General features: G+C 61.0%; 22 protein-coding genes and 6 pseudogenes. 17 read left to right on the forward strand and 11 right to left on the reverse strand.

The genetic code is table 11. From position 1 onward, the window contains the following. Positions 1 to 14: 14 nt before the first annotated feature. Positions 15 to 1,235 carry an ABC transporter substrate-binding protein gene (locus tag IEY26_RS11885; protein ID WP_188979219.1) on the reverse strand — a complete coding sequence of 407 codons (1,221 nt, stop codon included), beginning with the start codon at positions 1,233 to 1,235 and terminating at the stop codon, positions 15 to 17. A 50-nt stretch (positions 1,236 to 1,285) separates the two neighbouring features. Next, the gene (locus tag IEY26_RS11890; protein WP_188979222.1) at positions 1,286 to 2,281 is read right to left on the reverse strand and encodes a HEAT repeat domain-containing protein; all 996 of its coding nucleotides are present in this window, start codon (positions 2,279 to 2,281) and stop codon (positions 1,286 to 1,288) included. Between the two features lie 340 nt (positions 2,282 to 2,621). Between IEY26_RS11890 and queC the strand changes: the two genes are divergently transcribed. The 3 genes from queC to IEY26_RS11905 all read left to right on the forward strand — a co-directional run bounded on the left by queC (position 2,622) and on the right by IEY26_RS11905 (position 4,988). Then, positions 2,622 to 3,383 carry a 7-cyano-7-deazaguanine synthase QueC gene (queC, locus tag IEY26_RS11895; RefSeq protein WP_188979230.1) on the forward strand — a complete coding sequence of 254 codons (762 nt, stop codon included), beginning with the start codon at positions 2,622 to 2,624 and terminating at the stop codon, positions 3,381 to 3,383. A 979-nt stretch (positions 3,384 to 4,362) separates the two neighbouring features. Beyond that, the gene (locus tag IEY26_RS11900) at positions 4,363 to 4,509 is read left to right on the forward strand and encodes a hypothetical protein (protein ID WP_188979232.1); all 147 of its coding nucleotides are present in this window, start codon (positions 4,363 to 4,365) and stop codon (positions 4,507 to 4,509) included. Then, positions 4,506 to 4,988 (forward strand): hypothetical protein, encoded by a 483-nt coding sequence (locus IEY26_RS11905; protein WP_188979234.1) that lies wholly within the window; start codon positions 4,506 to 4,508, stop codon positions 4,986 to 4,988. The genes IEY26_RS11900 and IEY26_RS11905 overlap by 4 nt, the downstream gene beginning before the upstream one ends. A gap of 566 nt (positions 4,989 to 5,554) precedes the next feature. On the opposite strand, the pseudogene IEY26_RS11910 reads toward IEY26_RS11905, so the two are convergent. Beyond that, positions 5,555 to 6,174 (reverse strand): annotated as a pseudogene (locus IEY26_RS11910) (IS6 family transposase). A gap of 13 nt (positions 6,175 to 6,187) precedes the next feature. Between IEY26_RS11910 and IEY26_RS11915 the strand changes: the two are divergent. Continuing rightward, positions 6,188 to 6,823 (forward strand): annotated as a pseudogene (locus IEY26_RS11915) (IS6 family transposase). Continuing rightward, positions 6,805 to 7,469 (forward strand): annotated as a pseudogene (locus tag IEY26_RS17455) (IS6 family transposase). Before IEY26_RS11915 ends, IEY26_RS17455 begins: the two co-directional pseudogenes overlap by 19 nt. 231 nt (positions 7,470 to 7,700) lie before the next feature. Here IEY26_RS17455 and paaI read toward each other — a convergent pair. From paaI to IEY26_RS11940, 6 genes are read right to left on the reverse strand one after another with little or no spacing between them, the layout of a single operon-like run. Continuing rightward, on the reverse strand, positions 7,701 to 8,099 hold the full coding sequence (paaI, locus tag IEY26_RS11920; protein ID WP_188979236.1) for a hydroxyphenylacetyl-CoA thioesterase PaaI: 399 nt from the start codon (positions 8,097 to 8,099) through the stop codon (positions 7,701 to 7,703). Continuing rightward, positions 8,099 to 8,263 (reverse strand): 1,2-phenylacetyl-CoA epoxidase subunit PaaE, encoded by a 165-nt coding sequence (gene paaE / locus IEY26_RS17735; RefSeq protein WP_326838281.1) that lies wholly within the window; start codon positions 8,261 to 8,263, stop codon positions 8,099 to 8,101. Before paaE ends, paaI begins: the two co-directional genes overlap by 1 nt. Continuing rightward, complete coding sequence (gene paaD / locus IEY26_RS11925) at positions 8,260 to 8,673, reverse strand: 1,2-phenylacetyl-CoA epoxidase subunit PaaD (RefSeq protein ID WP_188979237.1); 414 nt, start codon at positions 8,671 to 8,673, stop codon at positions 8,260 to 8,262. Before paaD ends, paaE begins: the two co-directional genes overlap by 4 nt. Beyond that, positions 8,670 to 9,533 carry a 1,2-phenylacetyl-CoA epoxidase subunit PaaC gene (gene paaC / locus IEY26_RS11930; protein WP_188979239.1) on the reverse strand — a complete coding sequence of 288 codons (864 nt, stop codon included), beginning with the start codon at positions 9,531 to 9,533 and terminating at the stop codon, positions 8,670 to 8,672. The genes paaD and paaC overlap by 4 nt, the downstream gene beginning before the upstream one ends. Beyond that, positions 9,530 to 9,871, reverse strand: coding sequence for a 1,2-phenylacetyl-CoA epoxidase subunit PaaB (paaB, locus tag IEY26_RS11935; RefSeq protein ID WP_188979241.1), 342 nt, complete (start codon positions 9,869 to 9,871; stop codon positions 9,530 to 9,532). The genes paaC and paaB overlap by 4 nt, the downstream gene beginning before the upstream one ends. Continuing rightward, complete coding sequence (locus tag IEY26_RS11940; RefSeq protein WP_188979242.1) at positions 9,868 to 10,809, reverse strand: Phenylacetic acid catabolic protein; 942 nt, start codon at positions 10,807 to 10,809, stop codon at positions 9,868 to 9,870. Before IEY26_RS11940 ends, paaB begins: the two co-directional genes overlap by 4 nt. A gap of 87 nt (positions 10,810 to 10,896) precedes the next feature. Between IEY26_RS11940 and IEY26_RS11945 the strand changes: the two genes are divergently transcribed. Together IEY26_RS11945 and paaK are read left to right on the forward strand one after the other, a co-directional pair. Then, entirely contained in the window at positions 10,897 to 11,535 is a 639-nt protein-coding gene (locus tag IEY26_RS11945) for a helix-turn-helix domain-containing protein (RefSeq protein ID WP_188979243.1), read from the forward strand. Positions 11,536 to 11,583: 48 nt separating this feature from the next. Then, positions 11,584 to 12,873 (forward strand): phenylacetate--CoA ligase PaaK, encoded by a 1,290-nt coding sequence (paaK, locus tag IEY26_RS11950; protein WP_188979244.1) that lies wholly within the window; start codon positions 11,584 to 11,586, stop codon positions 12,871 to 12,873. Between the two features lie 3 nt (positions 12,874 to 12,876). Here the strand turns inward: paaK and IEY26_RS11955 are convergent, their stop codons facing one another. Continuing rightward, positions 12,877 to 13,677: an alpha/beta fold hydrolase gene (locus IEY26_RS11955; RefSeq protein WP_188979245.1), complete on the reverse strand. Its 801-nt coding sequence runs from the start codon at positions 13,675 to 13,677 to the stop codon at positions 12,877 to 12,879. Between the two features lie 84 nt (positions 13,678 to 13,761). On the opposite strand from IEY26_RS11955, the gene IEY26_RS11960 reads away from it, so the two are divergent. From IEY26_RS11960 to IEY26_RS11990, 8 genes and pseudogenes are all read left to right on the forward strand, one after another. Continuing rightward, positions 13,762 to 14,223, forward strand: coding sequence for a MaoC family dehydratase (locus IEY26_RS11960; RefSeq protein ID WP_188979246.1), 462 nt, complete (start codon positions 13,762 to 13,764; stop codon positions 14,221 to 14,223). Positions 14,224 to 14,435: 212 nt separating this feature from the next. After that, complete coding sequence (locus IEY26_RS11965; protein ID WP_188979248.1) at positions 14,436 to 15,887, forward strand: aldehyde dehydrogenase family protein; 1,452 nt, start codon at positions 14,436 to 14,438, stop codon at positions 15,885 to 15,887. Beyond that, positions 15,884 to 16,231: a nuclear transport factor 2 family protein gene (locus IEY26_RS11970; protein ID WP_188979250.1), complete on the forward strand. Its 348-nt coding sequence runs from the start codon at positions 15,884 to 15,886 to the stop codon at positions 16,229 to 16,231. The genes IEY26_RS11965 and IEY26_RS11970 overlap by 4 nt, the downstream gene beginning before the upstream one ends. A 180-nt stretch (positions 16,232 to 16,411) precedes the next feature. Continuing rightward, a pseudogene (locus IEY26_RS11975) lies at positions 16,412 to 17,012 on the forward strand (IS6 family transposase); the annotation flags it as partial. Then, positions 17,003 to 17,185, forward strand: a pseudogene (locus IEY26_RS17780) (hypothetical protein); the annotation flags it as partial. The pseudogenes IEY26_RS11975 and IEY26_RS17780, both read left to right, overlap by 10 nt. Before the next feature lie 92 nt (positions 17,186 to 17,277). Continuing rightward, positions 17,278 to 17,646: a hypothetical protein gene (locus IEY26_RS11980; protein ID WP_188979252.1), complete on the forward strand. Its 369-nt coding sequence runs from the start codon at positions 17,278 to 17,280 to the stop codon at positions 17,644 to 17,646. Next, a complete protein-coding gene (locus IEY26_RS11985) occupies positions 17,643 to 18,212 on the forward strand; it encodes a hypothetical protein (protein ID WP_188979253.1) in 570 nt (189 codons plus the stop codon). Before IEY26_RS11980 ends, IEY26_RS11985 begins: the two co-directional genes overlap by 4 nt. A gap of 501 nt (positions 18,213 to 18,713) precedes the next feature. Then, a pseudogene (locus IEY26_RS11990) lies at positions 18,714 to 19,124 on the forward strand (DNA-binding protein); the annotation flags it as partial. Positions 19,125 to 19,382: 258 nt separating this feature from the next. Here IEY26_RS11990 and IEY26_RS11995 read toward each other — a convergent pair. After that, complete coding sequence (locus IEY26_RS11995) at positions 19,383 to 19,781, reverse strand: hypothetical protein (protein WP_188979255.1); 399 nt, start codon at positions 19,779 to 19,781, stop codon at positions 19,383 to 19,385. A 135-nt stretch (positions 19,782 to 19,916) separates the two neighbouring features. Here IEY26_RS11995 and IEY26_RS12000 point away from each other — a divergent pair, with 135 nt between their 5' ends. After that, positions 19,917 to 20,744, forward strand: coding sequence for a DUF6159 family protein (locus tag IEY26_RS12000; protein WP_188979257.1), 828 nt, complete (start codon positions 19,917 to 19,919; stop codon positions 20,742 to 20,744). Between the two features lie 5 nt (positions 20,745 to 20,749). After that, positions 20,750 to 22,039, forward strand: coding sequence for an outer membrane protein assembly factor BamB family protein (locus tag IEY26_RS12005; RefSeq protein WP_188979259.1), 1,290 nt, complete (start codon positions 20,750 to 20,752; stop codon positions 22,037 to 22,039). Positions 22,040 to 22,165: the final 126 nt, after the last annotated feature.

Below are 22,165 nucleotides of genomic sequence, written 5' to 3' on the forward strand. Positions count from 1 at the left end.
GGAAGCTGTAGCGCTCATGCCTCGAACTCCCCGTTGATGATGTCCGCGACGCGCTGGCGGTCGAAGAACTGCTCGCTCTCGGGAAGCTCCGGATACGGTCCCTCGGCGTACTCCGGCCACTCGCCGAACGTGTCGGGGTAGAGCTGCTTCGCCGTCATCTCCAGCTGGAAGAGGTTGAGAACGGGGCCCTGGTAGCGGCCGCCCTGCGGGTAGATGCGGCCGTTCTCGACGGCGGGAATCGTCGAGCCGACGGGGTCGTCTTCGAGCGACGACCGAATCTCCGATATGTCGGTGCTCGGGTGGAGACCGCCGAAGACGAGGATGACGTCCGGGTTCGCCTCCGCGAGCGCCTCCATGTCGACTCGCGCGCCGGACTCCACGTCGTCGCCGAACGCGTCCACCGGCTGGAACGGCCGCACGTGCGCGGTCAGGTAGCCGGGCGTGTCCACGTTGTAGACGTAGGGCGCGCTCGGGTCGCTGAACCCGCCCATGACGATGCCCGGGCGAGCGTCCGACGCGGGGAGGTCGGCCTCGACGGTCGCCATGACGTCGTCGTGAATCTCGGCCAGCGCCTCGTACTTCGCCTCCTCTCTGAACACCTGGGAGACCTTCTCGAACTGCTCCCAGAGCGTGTAGTACTCGTAGCGGTCCGCGTACGCCTCGGGCGGCGATTTGTGCGCGTTACTGAACGTGTTCCCGAACCACGGCGCGACGTTCTCCCGTATCTCCTCGATGTCGCCCATCCCCCACTCGTCGAGCGCGAGGACGCTCGCCGGGTCCGCGAGGTGGACGTCGCTGTCGAGTTCGTAGAGCTTCTCCTTCGAGACGTTCCACGAGGAGTACCGCCCGGTCCAGTCGAGCTCGACGCCGGGGAGCCGCGGCGTGAACTGGTTCCAGAGCGCGTCGTAGTAGTCCGGGGCGTGCAGCGCGTTCACGTCGCTCCCGCGGCCGAGCGCGAACGCCATCCCCGCGAGGTGCGTGAGCCGCGTGAAAATCGTCTCCGGAACGCCCTCGAACTCGACCTCGCCCATCGGTGCCATCGTCACCGTGTACGAACTCTCGGCGGGCGTCGGCGTCGACTCACTCGCGGTCGTCGTGGTCGTCGTCGATTCAGCCGTCGGGTCCGCGCTCTGACCGCCCGAACAGCCCGCGAGGAGCGCGCCGCCGAGGATGCTTCCGCCGTACTTGACGTAGTCTCTACGCGTCGTCATGTCGCGACCGGCGTCGTCTACCATGGGTTTAGGCTCGCCTAATCGAACAAAACCCTTCCGGATTTTAGGCCACCCTAAACGGGGCCGTTCGGCGCGCCGCAGCGCGGACACACCGGCGGCCCGCGCTCCGGGAGCGCCAGCCCGCAGTGCTGACACGCGTGCTCGTCGTCCGGCGCGGTCATCGCTTCCACGGCCGCCGCCGTCGTCTCCCGAACCCCCGCCACCGTCCCGACGCCCCCCGCTTCGCCTGCGCCGCCAGCGTCCGCATTCAGCGCGAACGCCGCGCGCTCGGCGAGGAATTCTCCGTCGGCGTCTCCGAGCGCCTTCAACCGCTCGCGCGGCACGGACTCGCCCGCGTCACGCGCGAGCACCCCGAGCGCCTCGGCCGCCCGCCCCCGGACGTGCGCGCGCTCGTCGTCCAACCGCTCGACGAGGGCTCCCCGCGCGTCCGCGAGCGCGTCGGGCGACGCGCAGCCGACGACGACGAACGCCGAACAGAGGTGGTAGCGGACGCGGTCCGCGCCGTCGTCGAGGTGCGCCGCGAGCGACGACACCCGGTGGCGGAGTCGCTCCGGGTCTCCGAGCGCCACGTGCTCCAGCGCCTTCGCCAACTGCTCGCGGACCTCGCGCTCGTCGAACTCGAGGCCGACGCGGAAATCCGCCAGCACGCCCGGCGATACCGCCTCCGGCGCGGCGAGCGCGACGTACCCCAGCGCCTCCGCCGCGCGAGCGCGCACGTAGTAGAACTCGCCCTCGTCCGCGAGTCGCGCCGCCAGCGCCGGCACCGCGTCCTCGACCGCCTCCGGGTCGGCCTCGGCGACGGCGACGAGCGTCTTCGCCGTCGTCAACCGCACGGACCGCTCGTCGTCCGTCAGGAACGCCGTCAGCGCGTCGACGAGCGGCGCGACCGCGCCCGCGTCGTCCTCGGCGGCCCGCGAGAGCGCCTGCACGGCGTCCCGCCGCGCCTCGACGTCCGCAGACTCGTACGCCGACAGCCCCGCGACCGCCTCGGCCGTCGCCCCCTCCGCCACCCGGTCGAGCACGCGCGAGATCGACGGCGCATCGGACATCGTTTCGACCCGAGGTTTCCCCTCCGACGCCAATACCTTCACGGTCCCGGCACCCCGGCCACCACGCCCCCGTCCCCTCGGCGCGTCTCGTCTCGCTCCGTTCCGCTTCGCCTCGCCTCGTTCTCGCCTTGTCGCCCCGCGTCGCCCTGCTGCGCATCGTTCGCCCTCTCCGCCTCGATACGCTCTGGGTATTCGTTCGATACTCCTATGTGGCGGCTCGAGGAACCCCCGTCATGGGTTCTCTCCCGCGACGCGCACGTCTCGTGGACCGCCCGGCGCATCGACTTCGACGCCGACTCGAACTCGGAATCCGAACCGCGCCGACGCGATCTGATTCCCGATGACTTCGACCGACGCGCTCGACGCGACCGAACGCTCCGCTGCATCGACCGCTGACTCGTCCGACGGCCCCGCGAAGCGCGCCGTCGTCCTCGCCTCCGGCGGGATGGACTCCGCGACGGCCGCCGCCGTCGCCCGAGAACGAGGGTACGAGCTCTACCTGCTCCACACGAGCTACGGCCAGCGCACCGAGGACAAGGAGTACGAGTGTGCGAAGGCACAGGCCGACTACTTCGACGCCGCGGACTTCCTCCACCTCACCACCGACCACCTCTCGAAGATCGGTGGCTCCTCGCTCACCGACGACGAGATGGCCGTCGAGGACGCCGACCTCGACGCCGACGACGTTCCGACCTCGTACGTGCCGTTCCGGAACGCGAACCTCCTCGCGATGGCGACCTCCTACGCCGAAGCCAACGACTGCGACGCCGTCTTCACGGGCGCGCACTCCGAGGACTTCTCCGGCTATCCCGACTGCCGCCCCGAATTCTTCGACGCCTTCCAGACCGTCGTCGACGTCGGCACCAAGGACGACACCGACATCAGCATCGAAGCCCCCTTCGTCGACTGGTCCAAGACCGACATCGCCCAGAAAGGCACCGAACTCAACGTTCCCTACGAGCACACCTGGTCGTGCTACCGCGATGAAGAGCCTGCGTGTGGGACGTGTGACGCCTGTGCCTTCCGCCTCCAAGCCTTCCAGAACATCGGCGTCCGCGACCCAATCGACTACGCCGAGCGCCCCAACTACACCGAAGAGTAAGCGGGGTTACAAGGAGACTAACGGGAAGGACGACGGTTCGACCCGTCGAGTTTCGGTTTTTAAGTGATGGTCTGTCTGTGAGCGAGTGAGGAAACTATCTGCGAGTAATGGCAAGCCAATATTTGGTATCGATACCCGTCTCACCCAATGGTGACATAATCCCCGTAGAATACTCTCTCACGATGAAATCTAATGCTGATATACTGCTCACGGACGCCAGAGGGGAGATACCGAAACAGGCGTTCACCGGTGAGCAGAGTGGGTTATTCGGGAAGAAGTATCTCGCTGGGCCGCCGGTGTCCGATCGGCTCAAAGAAGGCGAACAGATCCACTCCCTCCCTCGTCAACCGTTCCAGCGGAGTGATGATCGAATCCCGTGACGCAGGCGAATCTCGGTCAGTAACATCGGGGAGCGAGTATCGGTCAATCGCCGTCGTTACCGACCAGCGCGTGTCCTTCGTTATCGGTGAAGCGCCGGAGGATACGTTCATCGAAGTCCCCGCAACCGAAGTGACGGGCGCGGAGCATCGTGGCAGCCTCTTCTCGACGACGATACTCACCGAGACGGATCGGAACAATACACCTTCAGTGTCAAGGAGCGCGGGTCATCCGACCCCCAAGACGCGGTGTCCTATATACGGCACGAGCACGTTCCGGTGACCCCGACCGAAGAACCAGAGACTGAAGCCGAACAGCTCGAACCCGGTGATGGACAGTTACCGGAAGCGGAGATGTGCAAGCACTACGAGCCACGGGAACTCGAAGTCACGGCCGATAGTGGTGGGACGACGACCGTCCAGATCGTTGGGATGGTCGGCGGGAAGGAGGCACGCGACGAGCTACCGACGTACGGCCGGCACTCCGCTCAGTTCGGGATCTGGCTCGCGAAAGACCACATCGAGGTCGAACGATCGAACGAAGCAATCCTCGTGGCAACGAATTCATCCACCTCCTCTTCGTTGCGAACCCCCAGGACATCGTGCTCTCGGCGAACCGCGAGAAGATCCGGAACAAGTCGAGTCCGATCTACCAAGCGATCGAAAAGCAACTGAGCTACTCCCTCTCGAAGATCACGAGCGACCCGTGGTTCAAAGAGTACTCGATCAACGCCGCGTCGCCGAGTTGAACCCGAAGGCGAAATCGCAACAGAACTTCATCGAGGACCGCGTCGAGCAGATTACCGCTCGCGACCACCTCGAACCGTCTAATAAGGCCGAAGTCGTACTGGCCCTCGATCAGTCGAATCGTCTCGGCGCGAAGCCCACGATTACCGTTAAGGATTTCGACCCAGGAGGAGACGCGAATCCCGTCATCGAGCGGAGCGGGAACCGCTACGGCGGCTCCGTACATCGGCAGCTGACAGACCACTTCACGGAGGACAGGCCACTCGAGAGCATCTCGAAGATCATCTGCTGGTCGATCGGCGACCGAGACAAATTACGGCAGCTCGAACGCCGAGGCTACCACAACGAACGGGTCTCATTCGACCTAGAAAACAACCGGATCGAGTGCGGAGCCGGTAGTACACGAGTGATACACGTCATTCAGGTCGCGCCGCCAGTCCAACAACTCGGCCAGGAAGCAGGTCAAGTGACGCTCGACTAGGGGGTCAGACGGGGAAAGCTGACAAACCAGCAGTTCGCCGATCGTAACGAAGAGGCGGTCGATCTCTTTTCGAGAGGATGACCTCGTCGTTTGCGGTGGAGGGGAATCTCACTCGACGGTCTACTTGTGCTGGAGGAGGACGGTGATCTTGTGTGGGTTGGGATTCTCTTCGCGGCGAATTCGTCTTGGGGACTCCGAAAGAGTACCATGAACAGAACAGTCCCGGAGTCGTGTCGTTCAAACTCCGAACACCCGTCTCATCGGTCCATTCGACGAATTCTGTATGTGTCTCGTTGTAGAGTTGTTCTATTTGCTCAAGAGCGTGTGCGGTGTCATGGCTAACGGTCGCGTTCGCTTGCAATCCACTGAGTGCGGTCCGTTCAATCCGGCAGAATAACCCTGAGAACGGGCTCATCAAGCAGACCGTTCGGTTCTCGGTCGTCGACGACGTTCCGAAAGACGGCCTCCATCGCGTCACTGATAGAGGATTACGAGTCGAGTGGCGCGTCATATAGACCCTACAAAGGACGGCTCGTTAGAGGTGTGATAGTCTTCGATGGTCGTGTTTAGTTTAGCGAGTTCCACCAGACGGCGAAGGCCTGCAACCACGTTTCTGCGGTCTCTGGATCGACGTGGCCGAAACTATCGATGAACGAGGAAGTACGCCGTTTTATTTCTCTAAGGACACGTTTGACGGCGTTCCGATTTCCATGGCGAATAGTTTGACATCGGAGGCCTGCTCGATGCAGTGCAGCCGCTCGATGCTTGGCGTGATCGACGAGGAACGCGGCGTCTGTGACGTCACGTTTCTCACGAAGCTCTCGCAGAAACTGCTGTGTCAGTACCGTTGAAGTCGTCGTAAACACCCTCATGTGGCGGATTTTTCTCGTCCCGGGAGCGGCGGCGGTGTACAACCAGATTCTCTGACCAATAATTCGGCTCACCGTCTCGTTAAGCGCGATGTGATCCGGACTCACGTCGCTAGCTGGCTGTGATTGGATTTCTGTACCTAGTCGTGAATCGCTTTTCGCGACCGTTCGATGTCGAACTTTTCGAGTTTTGATTATATGCTTGAAGGTGATGGTTTCGACAGGTGAAGTCGAATATCGAGCTCCATCAGCTCGCTCGGTGTCCGCTCTCGCTCCAGGCGGTGTTCAGATAAGGATGAAGAGTGAGACGGAGCGATCTTCTAGTGGTTCATGCCAGAAATCGCCCGCCTCATCGGTGGTAGCGACTGCTTCGAGTTAGATTTTCTGGAGCGAGCGGCGGCACCCGAGTCCGCGATGAAGCTCGGTATCCGACTGCATCTGGCCGGACTGTCACTTTCGGATACTGTTTCAATTCTCGATAGATCGGGTATCGAACGCCGTCGAACCACCGTTCACAACTGGGTGCAGAAGGCAGGTCTACAGCCGCTCAATGGTGCGAGTCCGGATCACGTCGCGGTTGACGAGACCGTGATCCAACTCGATGACGAACGATTCTGGCTGTACACCGCTGTCGATCCCGCCACGAATCGCTTGCTGCACGTCAAGCTCGCTCCGACGAGAAATCAAGCAATTACCGAGATGTTCCTCGCGGAACTCCGCGACAAACATCTCGTCGATGACGCAGTCTCCCTCGTCGATTCTCCACTGTGGATGCAAGCAGCACTCCATCGCCGCGGTTTCGATTACCGATACGAAACACACGGTAATCGAAACGGCATCGAACGTATCTTCCGAGAACTAAAACGTCGAACTAACTAGTTCTCAAACTATTTCAGCCACGCCGAAGCAGAGACCGTCGAAAATTGGCTTCAAGCGTTCGCCTTCGCATGGAACCAGTTTATCTGAACACTAGGAGACGAGCGGAGACAATCTTCAGGGCGTTCGCCATCCGCCTCCACGCGGCCAGTCGTCTCATCTAACAGAGAATAAATACTTTCGGATATTTCGTGAAACGCTCGCATCAAGCGATCTTTCAGAGGATAACTCGGGTATCTGATAGTATTGGCGACCCATCGGCGACGAAGCCCTCAAGGGTCGCGTTTGACGAGAACGCTATCGGGTTCAACGGCGGTTAGTCTTGATAATACGGCGCAATAGCCATCGACACAAAACTAATTCTCGAAGTTGAGTTGCTCGGGCGCTATACACAGATCCAGCGGCTGTGCTCCCGCGTGGACTCCGCGAGAAACACGAGCTCTCCGACACGATGTTTCTCGTCGATCAGTTCGTCTACCCGGCTGGAATCACTCGACCAGGGTTGAACACCTGTGTGGGATATACCGACTGGGACCTCATCGAAAAGCGGTCTCTCTTCAAAATACTCATCGACTGTTCCCATAATTCGTGGGTGGGATGTCGGTCGAGTGCACGCGAATTTCTTGAACGGTGCGTGCATTACTACAACCGACAGGGACTGCATCAATTGCTCGATGAGAACACGCCGATCGAGGAGGTACTAAACCAGACAATGCCGGTACGGTCGCAGAATTAGAGGCGTACATGTTGATAAGGTAACCACATACAACACGACCTCACACAGACATTTACAAGGGTACGCTTGTAAAATAAATCCTCTTTATCTAGACCATGATGAGATGGTACTTTACAATTATATTCCTGTAATCCCACTGTAGCTGGGTAGACCGACGCCGCTCCTACAGTGCATTGCAAACTTGCTGTCATCTATCACTCACTACGAGTGTCCGAGCTCTTCTGCCCGCGGTCACGGCCGATAAACGCGGCCGCGGAAGATGGCGAGTACGTCGTCACCACCTTTGACCTGTACTTCGTATGTCCCGGTTCTTGTGGTGTCATGCTCCTCCGTTGCGGTTGCGGTGATAGTCGTACCGACGTCAACGGTATCTAGGTAGGAGATGTTCGTCTCTAGCGCGACCGCAGTCTCCCCGCTGGCGTTCGACGCCGCGGCGAACGCAGCATCCGCAAGCGAGTAAATCACTCCGCCGTGGGGCGTTCCGTGGAAGTTACAGTGAGACTGCTCGAGGGTGAGTTCCACACGCGCAGCCCTTGGTTTCAACTCAACGACCTCGATACCGATACGATCGCAGTATGGATCGCTCTCGATTCGCTCCTTGGTGTCCGCGTCAACGTTGTTTGCAGTCATCAGTGGAACCGCTCGAACGGCTGCTGGCAGTCGGTGCAGAAATGCATCGATCGGCAGAGAGACGGTCCCTTTGGGTGTTCGCGCTTTGTGTCCGTCGACCCACAGTACGGACACTGTACGGCCGCATCGTCAGCAGTCGTGGTGGTGCTGGGATCCGTAGTCATACGCTCAACCCAAATTCACGGAGGTCGTCTCGGCCGGCCTCTGTCACCATATCGACCGTCCACTTCGGACTGAACTGGAGGCGTACGTCCGCCTCTTGCACCGCGTGTGCTGTCTCAGCTGCGCACTTCACGTCGTTCAGGATCATATCGCGCGCCGGACATCCCGTGTACGTTAACGTCATCTCAACAGTGCAGTGGTCATCATCGACGGACACGTCGTAGATGAGGCCGAGGTCAACGATGCTGACTGGCATCTCGGGATCTTGGACCTCTCGGAGCGCCTCCCACACTTCGGCTTCGGTGCCCGTTGCGTCCACGCCCGTCTTCGGATACTCGTCTGGTACGGTCCCTTCCTCGTAATTCGTGTACCCACAGGCCTTCCCGCCGTCCAGAGGCGCGTTCGTCGTCACTTTGACACCTCCGACCGCAGTCTGGCTGGCGTGTCCGGGTCAAGTTCGCGGTACGTCGCGGTGAAATCCTCGTAAAGGTCGAACCATGCGTCCGTGTGGCTTCCGTCGCGGCCGTGTGCGTCGAGGTCAGCAAGCGTGTCGGCGTTCGGCACATGCATGGCGGGCGACGGAGTGTTTGGAACGATGAGATCAAGCGACGTGAGGAACGTGCTCACGGTGTCGATCCACTCAGTCCGCATCTCCTCGACTGTGGCTGTTCGGAACCCAGCTTCAACGATCGCGTCTTCGTATTCGCCAGGCGCGAATAGCGTGATTGCGGGACCGAATAGGTCGTCCAGCGCCCCCTGTACCCGCTCCTTCGAGTCGGGGTTGGCAGTGAGTCGCTTAAGCCAGTTCTGCGCGTGTTCGCGGTGATACGATTCCTCATCAAGTGCTTTCCCAACGCGGTCGGCAAGCGGCGCGTAACTGGTGTCGACTAACGCTTCGAGCCGGACGCGCTCGGCGACATCGTAGAGATAGCTGCGGACGACCGTGTCAGCCCAGTCGCCTTCGTCAAACGGCCGTTCAACGAGCACGCTGTGCGTCCACTCTTCAGGTGGGCGTTCCCACACACACTCAGCCTCCGTGTACCCGAGCTCCTGTAGGAGGTCATACCAGAGGCGTGCGTGGCCGAACTCGTCCTGTGCAATGTTCGCGAGCGAAAGGTCGGATTCGAGCGTCGGCGCGAATATCTGCCACTCCGTTAGGCGTTCTGCGTGCACGAACTCGTCGTCTGCGAGACGGAATAAAAGGTGTTCAAGCGCGACCTGACCTTCCGGTGTAAGGTCGTCCCTGTCGAGACTCCCAGCGGTGGAACTCATGCTTCACCCTCCTCGCTGAGCGCTTTGCGACGCTTCCGTGCGGCCTCACGCTGCTCTGCCTCGCTGTCCTCAACTTCCTCCGCAAACGACGCGTCAATGTCGTTGTACGTCATCGCCCACCGGTAGGACTTGTCAGTTCGACCACCAAACGCTGCATCCTGAGCTCCAACCTCACTAATTTCGTCCAGAGGGACGACCCAGAGGCTGTTTGTCTGCATGCGACGGGCATGTTGGACTTCGGCGAACTGTTTCGCCATCTCGCTGTCCGGCGCATGGACGTTTCCGACGTGCTCGTACGTGTCCCCGGCGGACTCTTGCCGGAACACTTCCCAGATCATGATCGCGCAACCCCCTGCTGTGCGCCGCCACGTGATTCCCAAGTGTCGAGCGTGTCCCGCACCCACCTGACTGCGTTTTGACGGTGGCGGCGGGATCCGATCTGCTCTTTGGAACCCTCGTACTCGTTCTTTGAAATCTCCCAGAACTCGTCCCAGTCCAGGTCGTCCTCGCGGACGGCCATCGTGCCGTCGTCGCGCTCGTAGATTCGCGGCGTCTCTGGGATTTTGAGACCGTATTTCTCAGCCTTTGGGATGTACATGTTGAGGAACGAGTTCCGGAGCTCGTCGTTCGTCGCAGTCTTCAGGCCAACGCTCTGTGCGAAGTCATCGTGAACGGATTCATCGTTTGTTGGGCCGAAGAACTGGAGGATGCGCGGCCACCACGTCTCGAACGTCTCTTGGACGCGTTCTTGCGTGGCTTTCGAGCCTTGCATGAGCTCGCGCAGGATCGATTCACCGTGTTTCACGTGGAAACCTTCCTCGAAGCAGACTTTATCCATAGCGTGGGCGTACGGCGTCCAGCTTGTGGATTTGAGGGTCGCCTGCCGCCGCATTGCGCCGCCGTCGACAAAGAAGTCGATCATGGGCGCCTCATACCAGGAGTCCACTGGGTAGTGGAAGCAGTTGAGGAACTTCCCTTCGCCCTCCTTGAGTTCGTTGAGCATCTGCTCGCGAGTCTTGACGCCCAGCGTCTCTGCGGCGCGGTAGAGAAGTTGAGCATGCCCGATTTCGTCTTGAACTTTAGCGGTATTCGCGAGTTTTCGGTCAATGGAGGGAGCGTGCCGCGTGAACTCCTTGTCGAGGTAGCCACCCATGACTTCGCTGTTCGCGTGAAACTGGATCATTCGGGTGGCGGCTTTTCGGTACTCTTCAGGAAGGTCGTCAGCGGGACCGAACTCCCGCGGACCGGCGTTCGATTTCACCTCAGTGATGTTCATCGTTAACTCAGTGTATCGACCCTACCCAAATACCGATTGGCCGCCATATATCTTGGTTTTAAATACTCTTAGAGCGTACCACTTCCAATGATCGACGAATGCCTCGTCGTCGAATTCGACGTGGAGGGCGACGACTGCCCACTCGCCAACGCGACTGCCGCTGCCACCGCAACAGCTATCGCCCAACCCCCACAGCTCCGCGAAGACGGCAACGTCCTACTCCAGTTCAGCACGACTGCAGGTGACAGTCTTGCCGACGTGCTTGACGCCGATGACCGTATTCGCTACCTCCACCGATCCACTGCGGACGCCCGCGACAATTTCCGCTGCCTCTCCAAACACCCCTGTATCGTCCACGAACTCATCAGCGCTGGCCTCCTAGTCGATACGATTCGCTACCAGAACGGAGCCGCTCGTCTCACTGGGGCCGTCGTCGGTCACTCAGTCCTCCAGGGCGTTATGGAAACTGCGAGCGAGACCGTTGGCGTCCAACTCCAGCGGGTTTACCCACTCCACGAGGAAGACGACGAACCCGTCGCTCGCCGCTGGGATCTCACGCCCGCGCAGATCGAGAGTATCGAGTGCGCACTTGAACTCGGCTACTTCACTATCCCTCGCGAGGCAGATGCAAGCGATGTGGCCAAAGCGCTCAACATCAGCAAGTCTGCGTTTCTCGAACGTCTCCGCCGCGCCCAAGCTTCCCTTTTCCGAGACCTGTTCGAATAGCTTCACTACCGGAATATTTTAATAATATAATTGCTATCGTGGTGTTGCATGGTCTGGAACAGTGTCGAGACCGCAGACAGAGAATCGATTCGCGACCTACAGGATAAACGCCTCCGCGAAACCGTCGCACACGCCTACGAGAATGTCGACTTCTACCGGCGCATACTCGATGACGCCAACATCACCCCCGACGACATTGACGGCGTCGATGACATTACCACCCTCCCAATGACCACGAAGGAGGACTTCCGCGACGAGTACCCGGACGGCCTCTTTGCCGTCAATAACGCTGACGTCAGACGAATCCACGCGTCATCCGGAACGACCGGGAAACCCAAAATAGTCGGCTACACCCAGAGCGATCTCGACGTCTGGAGTGAAGTCGTCGCACGGTCGCTCAATGCGGCAGGTGTCGCCCCCGGCGATACGGTTCAGAACGCGTACGGCTACGGTCTGTTCACGGGCGGCCTTGGCGTCCACAATGGCGTCGAGGAACTCGGTGCGTCCGTCATCCCTATCGGCGGCGGACAGACCCAGCGACAAATAGAACTCCTTCAAGATCTAGAGAGTGATGCCCTAACGTGCACGCCGTCCTACGCACTCTACCTTGCCGAGACGGCCGAGGAACGCGGCATCGACATCCGTGACCTTCCCCTGTCGACCGTCATTTTCGGTGCTGAACCCTGTACTGATCCGATGCGCGAGGAGATCGAGGAACGACTTGACATCACGGGTGTCGATATCTATGGTCTGTCCGAGGTCATCGGCCCCGGCGTCTCAAACGAGTGCCACGAAGCCCAGGACGGCCTTCATATCTGGGAGGATCACTTCTATCCTGAAGTCGTCGACCCCAAGACTGGCGATCCGCTTCCTGAAGGAGAGGAAGGCGAGCTCGTCTTGACTTCCCTCACAAAAGAAGCGCTCCCAGTTCTCCGCTACCGAACCGGCGATTTGACGACGCTCACCTACGAGGAGTGCGAGTGCGGACGGACGATGGTGCGGATGGACAACGTTACTGGCCGCGCGGATGATCTGCTAATCGTTCGTGGTGTCAACCTCTATCCGAGCGAGATTGAAGATGTCGTCCTGGAGTTCGACGAGGTTGCACCGTTCTATCGAATCGACCTCTACCGGGAGAATAACCTTGACCGGCTTGAACTTCAGGTTGAACGCGAGCGCGACGTATCGGTTGACGACGACGACCTGCGCGCCCGTATCGAACGCCGTCTCTCGAACGTTTTATCGTTCACGCCGGATCATATTGAAATAACGGCCCCTGGCGGCATTGAGCGCACAGAGACGGGGAAGGTAAAGCGCGTCTACGATCACCGCGACTAGCCGTCAGGTCGGGAGGCCGTTTTCTTCGAAGAATGACTCGATAAACGACCGGCAGGTGTCCGGTGCGTCGCGGAACACTGTGTGGCCGGCACCGTCAACGGCGTGGCGAACTGCTCCGCCTCCCGACCAGTCTCGTGCAGCGTCTGTGTACGGTGCGACATCGGGGTCGGGACGAAGTAGGAGGGTCGGACACGGCGGGGAGGACGCGGTGTCCGCAATCGGTCGGAACCCGCGGCGAGTTACGCCAATGACTGACGGTCGCACCTGTTTGCGTGCGGTAGCGAGCGCGTCCGCAAACACCTCTCCTCGCTTCTCGAATGCGAGCCGGAGTTCCTCGTGAGTCGCGGTTCCCCACGCTTTGAGTTCCTGCCGTTTCTCTTGGAGATGGTCGTCACCGAGAACCGTGAACAACTGCGCAGGGTGTTCTTCAAGAACGAGTGCGCGTGGGCTGACGTTCGAACGGCACGCTACTCGGAGCGCGGAATCCGCACCGAGCGAGTGGCCGTAGAAGACGGGATGTTCGACGCCCAGGTACCCACAGAGTGCGGCGAGATCGTCCGCCATCGTCTCCGCGTCGTAGCCGCCCCCTGTGGCTTCGCTGAGGCCGTGACCGCGCGCATCGTAAAGGACGACGTTGTAAGCGTCGTCAAACGGGGCCGCGAGCGGTGCAAGACACTGCCAGTTGTCCGTGAACCCGTGCGCGACGATGAGCGTCGGCCGGTCGGTTTGCTTCCCGATCACGTAGTGATGTCGACAGTTGTTGAGAGTCACGTGCCTAGAGGCCCAGCCGTCGGGGATCTGCATGTATCCACCTTTCAAACCTATGAATATAGTCGCTTCGCCGGTCACGACGGTAACTTATTTACCGCGGGTGGGAAATATACGGGTATGGCATACAGCTACGAGCCACACCACTTCGAGGACTTCGAGGTCGGAAAGGAGTTCATTAGTGTCGGTCGGACCGTCACCGAGTCGGACTTCGTGATGCATTCGGCGCTGAGTGGGGATTGGACAGAACTCCACACAAATAAGGAGTACGCGGAGGATCAACAGTTCGGGGAACGAATCGCACACGGCCCAATGACGTTCGTGCAGGCGACTGGATTCGTCTATCGAACGGGTATCGTCGAGCGAACTGCGGTCGCGTTCCTCGGCATGAACTACATGGATCTCCCGAACCCCGTCACCATTGGCGACACTCTCCAACTGGAAATCGAGGTCGTGGATCGCAAGGATCTGGAGAGTCGAGAGGACGCGGGTATTGTCGTCCTTGACACAGTCATGGAGAACCAGGAGGGGACGGTCGTCTTCGAAGGCGACATGAAGTTCCTCATAAAGAAGCAAAACTGACACCACCACTCTCGTTCTGTCAATCATGGAAACGGATCTAGTGGTAGTGTTTAGTTAGGTAGATTTAGTGGAGAAGACGGCGAGGGAGGGGGCCCAGAGCCCCTCTCGGTCTCTCACCCAATTGGACTGGCCAGTCGGCTTTTGCCTAACTAAACACTATCAGTTTAGTAAGGAAAACGGTTAAGGTATTCTCTGCTCAGCACTCAAACGCAATGGAGTATTCGGGCCCAACAGACCTGTATATCGACGGAGAATGGACCCCAGCAAAGAGCGGAGACACAATCGAGACTGAGGATCCCGCAACGGAAATAGCGTACGCGACCGTTCAGAAGGCCGGTGTGGACGACGTTGACAACGCAGTCGCGGCGGCTAATGACGCTGCCGTGCGCGACAGCGAATGGCGAACTATGGACCCCGAGGAGCGGCGCGCGAAGCTCCACGCGATGGCAGACGCGATTGAGGAGTGGAAGGATGAAATCGTGCTGGTGGAGTCTCACGATAACGGAAAGACACCGTTCGAGGCGAAGCTCGAAATCGGAATGGTAGTTGATACCTTCCGGTATTACGCAGGGTGGACGGAGAAGAGCGGTGGGAGTGAAATACCTGTCTCTGATTCCCGGCTCAACTACACGAAACGCGAACCCGTCGGCGTCACCGCGCACATCGCACCCTGGAATTTCCCATTCCAGCTCGCCGGTCGTAGCGTTGCGCCCGCACTTGCGACTGGGAATTCCGTTGTTCTTAAGCCGTCCAGTATGACGCCGCTCTCAGCGCTCTACTACGCGAAGGCTGCGGAAGAAGCGGGTCTCCCGGACGGCGTGCTCAACGTTGTTCCAGGGTCGGGATCCACGGCCGGGAGTACGCTTGCGAGCCACGGGGACGTTGACCACGTCACGTTCACGGGGAGCACTGGCGTTGGAAAGACGGTTCAGCGGGACGCGGCGGACGCCGTCGCGGATGTTTCCCTTGAACTCGGTGGGAAGGGTCCTGCGGTCGTCTTTCCTGACGCGGATCTGGATGCGGCGGCCCGTGGCGTCCAGTATGGTATCTTCATGAACGCCGGGCAGATGTGTTGGGCGAACTCGCGGTTGGTCGTCCACGAGGACGTTCACGACGAACTTGTGGAGTCGCTCGTGTCCATTGCGGAGAACATCCCGCTAGGCAGCGGTATCGACGACGACGGTCAGATGGGGCCGGTGGTCAGCGAATCGCACCAGCAGGACATCCTTGCGTACATCGAGACAGGGAAAGAGGAGGGAGCGACAGTCGCTGCCGGCGGCGGCGTCCCCGACGACACTGAAACCGGACACTTCGTTGAGCCGACCGTATTCACGGACGTGACTAACGACATGACCATTGCCCGCGAGGAGATATTCGGTCCAGTCTTGTCCATCATTGAGGTAAGCAGCGAGGAGGAAGCGCTCAAGGTCGCGAACGATTCGCCGTTCGGTCTGACTGCGTGCGTGTGGACGAACGACCTCTCTCGTGCGCACACGTTCAGCGACAGGCTTGACTACGGGATGGTGCTAGTTAACGAGACACCGAACACGTGGCCCCAAACTCCATTCGGAGGAACCGGCGCGAGCGGGCACGGCCGTGCACAGGGCGAGCAGGCCATCGAGTCGTATACTGAAGTGAAGAACGTCCACATCAACCTCGAATGACGACCCAACAAACGTTCGACCGTCACTGCGATGCGCTCGCTGACTATGACGTCGACGCCACGCTCGCGGACTACGCCGAGGACTCGGTCGTTGTCACCAACATGGGGGTGTTTCGCGGCCTCGACGAGATACGAGGATTGTTCGAAAGTATGCTCTTCGAGTTCGATGCGTCGGACGCCGCGCTTGAGATCGATGAGGCGCATGTTGAGGACGACTTTGCGTATCTTGTCTGGCATGCAGAGACTAACGAGACTGTCTACGAGTTCTGCACGGACACGTTCTACGTCCCCAACGACACGATCCGCTTCCAGACGTTCGCGGGGAAACTCGCGTCAACGGCGTAACGTCGGCGGCGCAGCGGGTCTCACCTCTGTTTTCGACAACTGATCCTGTCCGTGGTCGCGTTACTCCCGTCTAACTCAGCGATCTGTGTGCCACTTTCCTCGAATATACGAACCGATGAGATATTAGGGGTCGTGTTTAGTTAAGGCTGAAAAGTGAGGCGGGACTGATTTCTGCTGTCCATGGTTGAAATCGCCCGCTTCATCGGTCGTAGCGACTGGATCGACTTGGAGTTCGTGGCGCGAGAGCGGACACCGAGCGAGCTGATGGAACTCGGTAATCGACTTCATTTGTCGGAAATTTCACTTTCGAATACCATCTCAGAATTTGAGAAGTTCGGTGTCGAATGGTCACGGAAAGCGGTTCACGACTGGGTGCAGAAAGCCGATCTACAGCCAGCCAGCGATGCGAGTCCGAATCACATCGCGTTCGACGAAACGGTGATCCGAATCAACGGACAGCAGTTCTGGCTGTAGCCGCCGTCGATCCCGAAGCGAACAAATTCCTCCATGTTCGGCTGTTTACGGCGACTACGACAGTATTGGCGCAGCAGTTTCTGCGGGAGCTTCGTGAGAAACACGACGTCTCCGACGCCGTGTTCCTCGTCGATCACGCCAAGCATCTAGCGGCTGCACTGCATCGAGCAGGACTCCGATGTCAAACTATTCGTCATGGAAATCGGAACGCTGTAGAACGTATCTATATAAAGATAAGAAGTTGGACTTCCTCGCTTGCAATAGTTCCAGTCACGTCGATCCGGCGACCGCCGAAACGTGGTTGCAAGACCTCCCGCTCGCCCAGTGCGTCAACCTCGTCCCCTGGTCACGCATCGTGTCCTCGTCGAGTTCCAGCCGTTTCGCACGGCAACCGCTGACCTGGGTGTTCGACCCGTCGACGGCGTTCGGATCGGGACGACAGCCGTCGCGACGCTCCGCGAACTGCAGTCGGAGACGTAAGCTGGGCGGTTCGTGTCGCACGGGCGGTGATGTGCAAGCTCTGTGTATCCGCCGAAATCGTTATGCGGCTATGTGCAGAACGTGCACATAGAATGAGCGCGAGCGACGACCCCCGGCGGGTACACTTCCAGTCGCCAGAGTACCTCGTCGACCGGCTGGACGCCATCGCCGACCTCTTCGACACGGACCGGACGGACCTCCTCGTCGAGGCGATTCGCGAGTACATCGAAGACACCGCCGGCAGCGAGACGTTCCAGGAGTTAGTCGCGACGAAGTACTACGACGACCAACTCGAGTTCGAGACGGTCAAGCAACTGGTCGGCGCCGAAGCCGCCCAGCGGCTCCGCCTCCTCAAAGCGGACCTCGAGGACGAGCCCCTCGATATCGCTGCCCCTGACGACGTCGATGTCTACGATGGCGACGCGACGGCGGTCGAGACCGCGGCCGACGACGAGCGATGAGCGACCGGCGACTGCGGACGGTCGTCGCCGACACGAGCGCGCTCGTCAGTCTCGCCGTGCCCCGAGCCGACGCAGGCGTCGACACCGACACTCCGGACCCGTTCCAGTATCTCCTCACCTCGTGTGAGGTGTTCGTGCCGCCGGAAGTGGTCACGGAGCTCCGTGATCTCACGCAGTATCAGGACATGCACGCCGCGGCTGCGAACAACGTCCTGGCGGCTCAGGGCCACTACAGAGTCGAAGATCCGTACGAGCGCCGTGATACGCCGGACTCGCGACCGACGTTCGGCCTCGACGACGGCGAAACCGACGGCATCGTCCTCGCCAACGCGCTCGACGTCGACGGGTTTCTCACCGACGAGTTCGGTGGGACGAACTTCCCACTGATTCACGCCGTGCTACAGGGGCCGCGGATCGTCCCGACGCCGCGTCTCATCGCGGAGTACGCCCGGAACGGGCATCTGACCCACGAGGAGGCTCGTACACTGCTCACGATGATCAGTCCGCACCGCAGCTGGGAGAACAGTCCCTACGTTACGCAATTGCTCCAGCGTCTCGGCGCGTAACCGGTCTTCGAGTGGCGACGCCGAACAACCAGTGCCGGCGACGGCTTCGGAAAGCCCTCGGCCGCTCGGCATTCCGCGACCGCGCGAGACTCTGTCTCGCTGGCCCTCGTTCGCTTCTGAAGACTCGCTTCGCTCGTCTTCCGTGTTCCCGCTCGTTTCACTCGCGGGAACGTCGCTCACGAGGACGCCGCTGTGCTCCTCGTTTCTGCGGTGCTTGCGGGGTCGGGGGACGACCGAAGCGGCCTCACCTTTCTGAGTCCGCCGGGACGGTAGCTGGATCGCCGAGTGCCCCGGCCAGCTGGACAGGTGTGTACGTACCGGCCCGCCCCGCTCGCCGCTGCCGCCCTCCGCTCGCTCACGGCTCACTTCGCTCGCCGTTCGGATCGAGCCGCTCCCTCCGGTCGCGGCTCGCTTCGCTCGCGAAGGCGCGATCGAGAGCGCGCAGAGTCCTGTCGGTCGTCGGTAGTGGGGAAACCGCGATGGTGAGCCATCGCGGCGTCGGCGCGTGAGGCGGAGTTGGAGCGGATCAGCGCACAGGCGGAACTCGGCGAGCAAGAGGGGCGTGCCGAGCGGGCGCGTGACGTCGCGGCGGCGCGGAGCGCCGAGTGGAACAGGGAGTTCGAGCGGCGGGCGGCGAGCGTAGACCAGGCGTTGAGTCCCGACCACGACCCACGCGAGGTGCTCCCCCGAGCGGAACTCGGGGCGGTGAACACGCAAGCTGGCCGGTTAGCGGACGGCCTCGATGGGTGGTCGCGGGCGGCGATCAGTCGGCGGCTCGCACAGGCGGTGCTCGACGGTGCGGACATCACGCGTGCCGTTCTCGACGTGAAAGACGAACTCGAGGTCGCGCCCGGACAGGTCATTCCCATCAGTCGGGTCGAAGACGTCGATCGTGGCGAGGTGAGCGTCGACGCCGAGGGTGTACTCCTGCGCTGATCGTCCACTCCGCGTCACGTTCGTGCATCCGGCGAGAACCCCGAGCGTCGCAGTCCTGACGAACTAGAGGGTCGTGCGTCAGTCGAGGACTATACTTAACAGTTCATACGTCAGTCGGTTAATCAGTTATCGTCCCCTGTCTCGAGTGCCGTATTCAGCCGTCGGAACGATCGGGAACGAGTCGCTATCTCGATTCGAGTTCTACGAACAGCCCATCGATTCGACGGTGACCGCTCACTCCCGTGCTTCGTTGGTGTTGAGTCGGTAGTACACCGTCGTTCCATCCTCAGTTTCGACTTCTTTTTCGGCCACAGTATCTTCGGCGACGAGTTCGTCAAGCGCTTCATCGATGTCGTCGACGACCATTCCGCTCGCGACGACGTCGCCCGCGAGGTCCACCAGTTCGTCCTGAATCTCGGTCAACGTCTCGCGAATCGTCTCGGGACGCGCGTCGTTGCCGAAGTCGACTCCGCGGATGATCTCTCCTCTCGTGTACGCGTTGTCGACGTTCTCCGAGAGGAACGCCACGATCAGTTCCTTCTCGTCCTCGTACTTCCCGACGGGCGTCGTCGCCGCCGTTTCACCAACGCTGCCAGTGCTCCCGTCGTCCCATTCGTCATCGGAGATTGGCATATCCTCCTCTACCTAGTGTCGCCGTATCAACCTTCCCTTGTCGCTACTCGGTCTCGACTGCGGAGAGGCGTCTCGAGTGAACGTCTCGAATCAATCAGCGAAATAACTATTATCGAGTGGGACACTGGTTCGGATATGTCCGGAAAATTCAGTCGCGGACTCGACGTCGTTGACGGTAGTCTCGACGTGTTCCGGGCGAATCCCCGCCTCGCAGTCCTCCCGCTGTGCAGTCTCCTGCTCGTCGGGAGCGGCTTCGCAGTCGCGGCCGGCATCGCCCTCCACTACGGCCTCGTCGCATCGTTATTCACGAACGACCTCATCAAGTACGCCGCGATCTTCATCGGGCTCGCACTCACGTCGAGTCTCGGTGCGTTCTTCAACGTCGCGGTCGCGCACTGCGCGTTCCAGTACTTCGACGGCGAGGATCCGACCGTTCGCGATGGTCTGCAGTCCGCGTGGCGCTCGCGCCGTGCCATCGCCATCTGGGCGCTCACCTCCGCCACCCTCGGGACCGTCCTCTACGTCCTCGACGAGAAGTTCGGATTCCTCGGGAGCGCCGCTCGCCTCGTCTTCGACCTCGCGTGGGGGCTCCTCACCTTCTTCGTCGTCCCCGTCATCGCCGTCGAGGACACCGCCGACCTCCGCACGATCCTCCGCGAGAGCGGGGACGCGTTCAAGCAGACATGGGGTGAGAGCGTGAGCGCCTCGCTCGGCGTTTCACTCGTCGTCCTACCGATCGCCGTCGTCGGCATCGTCCTGCTCGGGGCGGCCTACCTCGGTCTCCACGGCCCAGCCGCGTGGCTCCTCGGCGGCCTCGGTCTTCTCATCGTCGTCGCCGCGATCATCGCGGGGCAGGTCCTCGGGATGGTCGCGCGCACCGCCCTCTACGAGTACGCGACTGACGACCGCCGCGTCGGTCCGTTCGCTACTCGCGACCCCGACAGCGTCTTCCCCGACTCGTGACGTAGATGAAGGACACGGAGACAGCCTCACGGCGGCGTGTCCTCCGAACGGGCGCGCTCACCGGCGCGCTCGCGCTCTCCGGGTGTCTCGGATCGATCACCGGCACCCGAGGCACGGCAGCGCGCCAGATCCCGCTGGCGACTACGGCACCAGACGCGTGGCCACGGAACGGATACGATGTCCAGAACACCGGCCAAAACCGGACCGCTACTCCACCACGGTCCTCGCCGACGACGGCGTGGTCCGTCCCCGTCTCGGGAACGGTGTCGTCGGTCGCTGTCGGCCCGACACTGGTGTATGCGAGCTCTGACGAAGAGACGCGGGCGATCACACGCGCTGGGACCGGGGAGTGGCGCGCTGACGTCGGTGGCGCGCTCACCTACGTCGAGGGACGCCTCTACGTGAGTACCGACCGGGGAGTGATCGCACTCGACGCGACGACGGGCGAAGAGATCTGGCGCGCGACCGACGCGGAACGATCGGCGGCGCAAGTCATCGAAGCTGCGGGCACGGTCTACGTCGCCGGCCACGAGCACGTCGTCGGCCTGCATGCCGACACGGGTGCCCGCCGCTGGCAGCTCGAAACAGCCCGGCATCCGGCGCTGGTCGCTGACGATGAACGGGTCGTCATCGTCACCCGCGACCGCATTCAGAGCCTCGTCCCCGGTGCGCAGACGGACGCCCTCCTCGAGGAGCCAGCGCCGCAGACACGGCAGACGATGTCGCCGGGGTGGCATCCCGAAGTCGTCTCAGCGACTCTCGTCGGGAATACGGTGTTCGCTGCGAAGTACGGTAGCAGGACGGGTAACACGCCGGGGATGGTCCGCTGTTACGATCTCACGTTCGCTGATGAGGAGTGGCTCACGCAGTTCTCGTGGGACGGGCTCGGTGTGATCTCGGTCACTGATGACCGTGTCTATGCGACGCCCTATCGGGCGACGACTGATCCACCGGACGGGTCGCTCGTCGTGCTCGATCGGGCGAGCGGCGAGGTGCAGTGGCGCTACGACGGTGCGATGCTCGGACGCCCGGTCATCGGTGGGGACGTCGTCGTCACCGGCGGTGCCGATCCGGGCTCTCCGACCGTCTGTCTCTCCTCCGATTCGCAGGCGACGGCAGACTGTTCCGATGGACGGAACCCAGCGACCTCCGGCGTGCTTCACGCCTTCGATACGACCACCGGTGAACGGCTCTGGACGCGCTCTCCGGGTGGCTCATTCGGTGGGTATCCGGTTGCCCTCGTTGGCGACACGGTGTACTACGGAGATAGTACTGGTATACACTCGCTACAGTAGTCTCGTTCCCTACCCAAGCGACCGTTCGGCCAGCACGCCCGATACGCGTCGTCAGTGGTGCTAAAAAGCAGTCCACCCGTTCTGAATACGCCTCATTGGCGTCTACTCAAGTGCCGTAGTTGCTGG

This window comes from Halocalculus aciditolerans (assembly GCF_014647475.1).
GTDB lineage: Archaea > Halobacteriota > Halobacteria > Halobacteriales > Halobacteriaceae > Halocalculus > Halocalculus aciditolerans.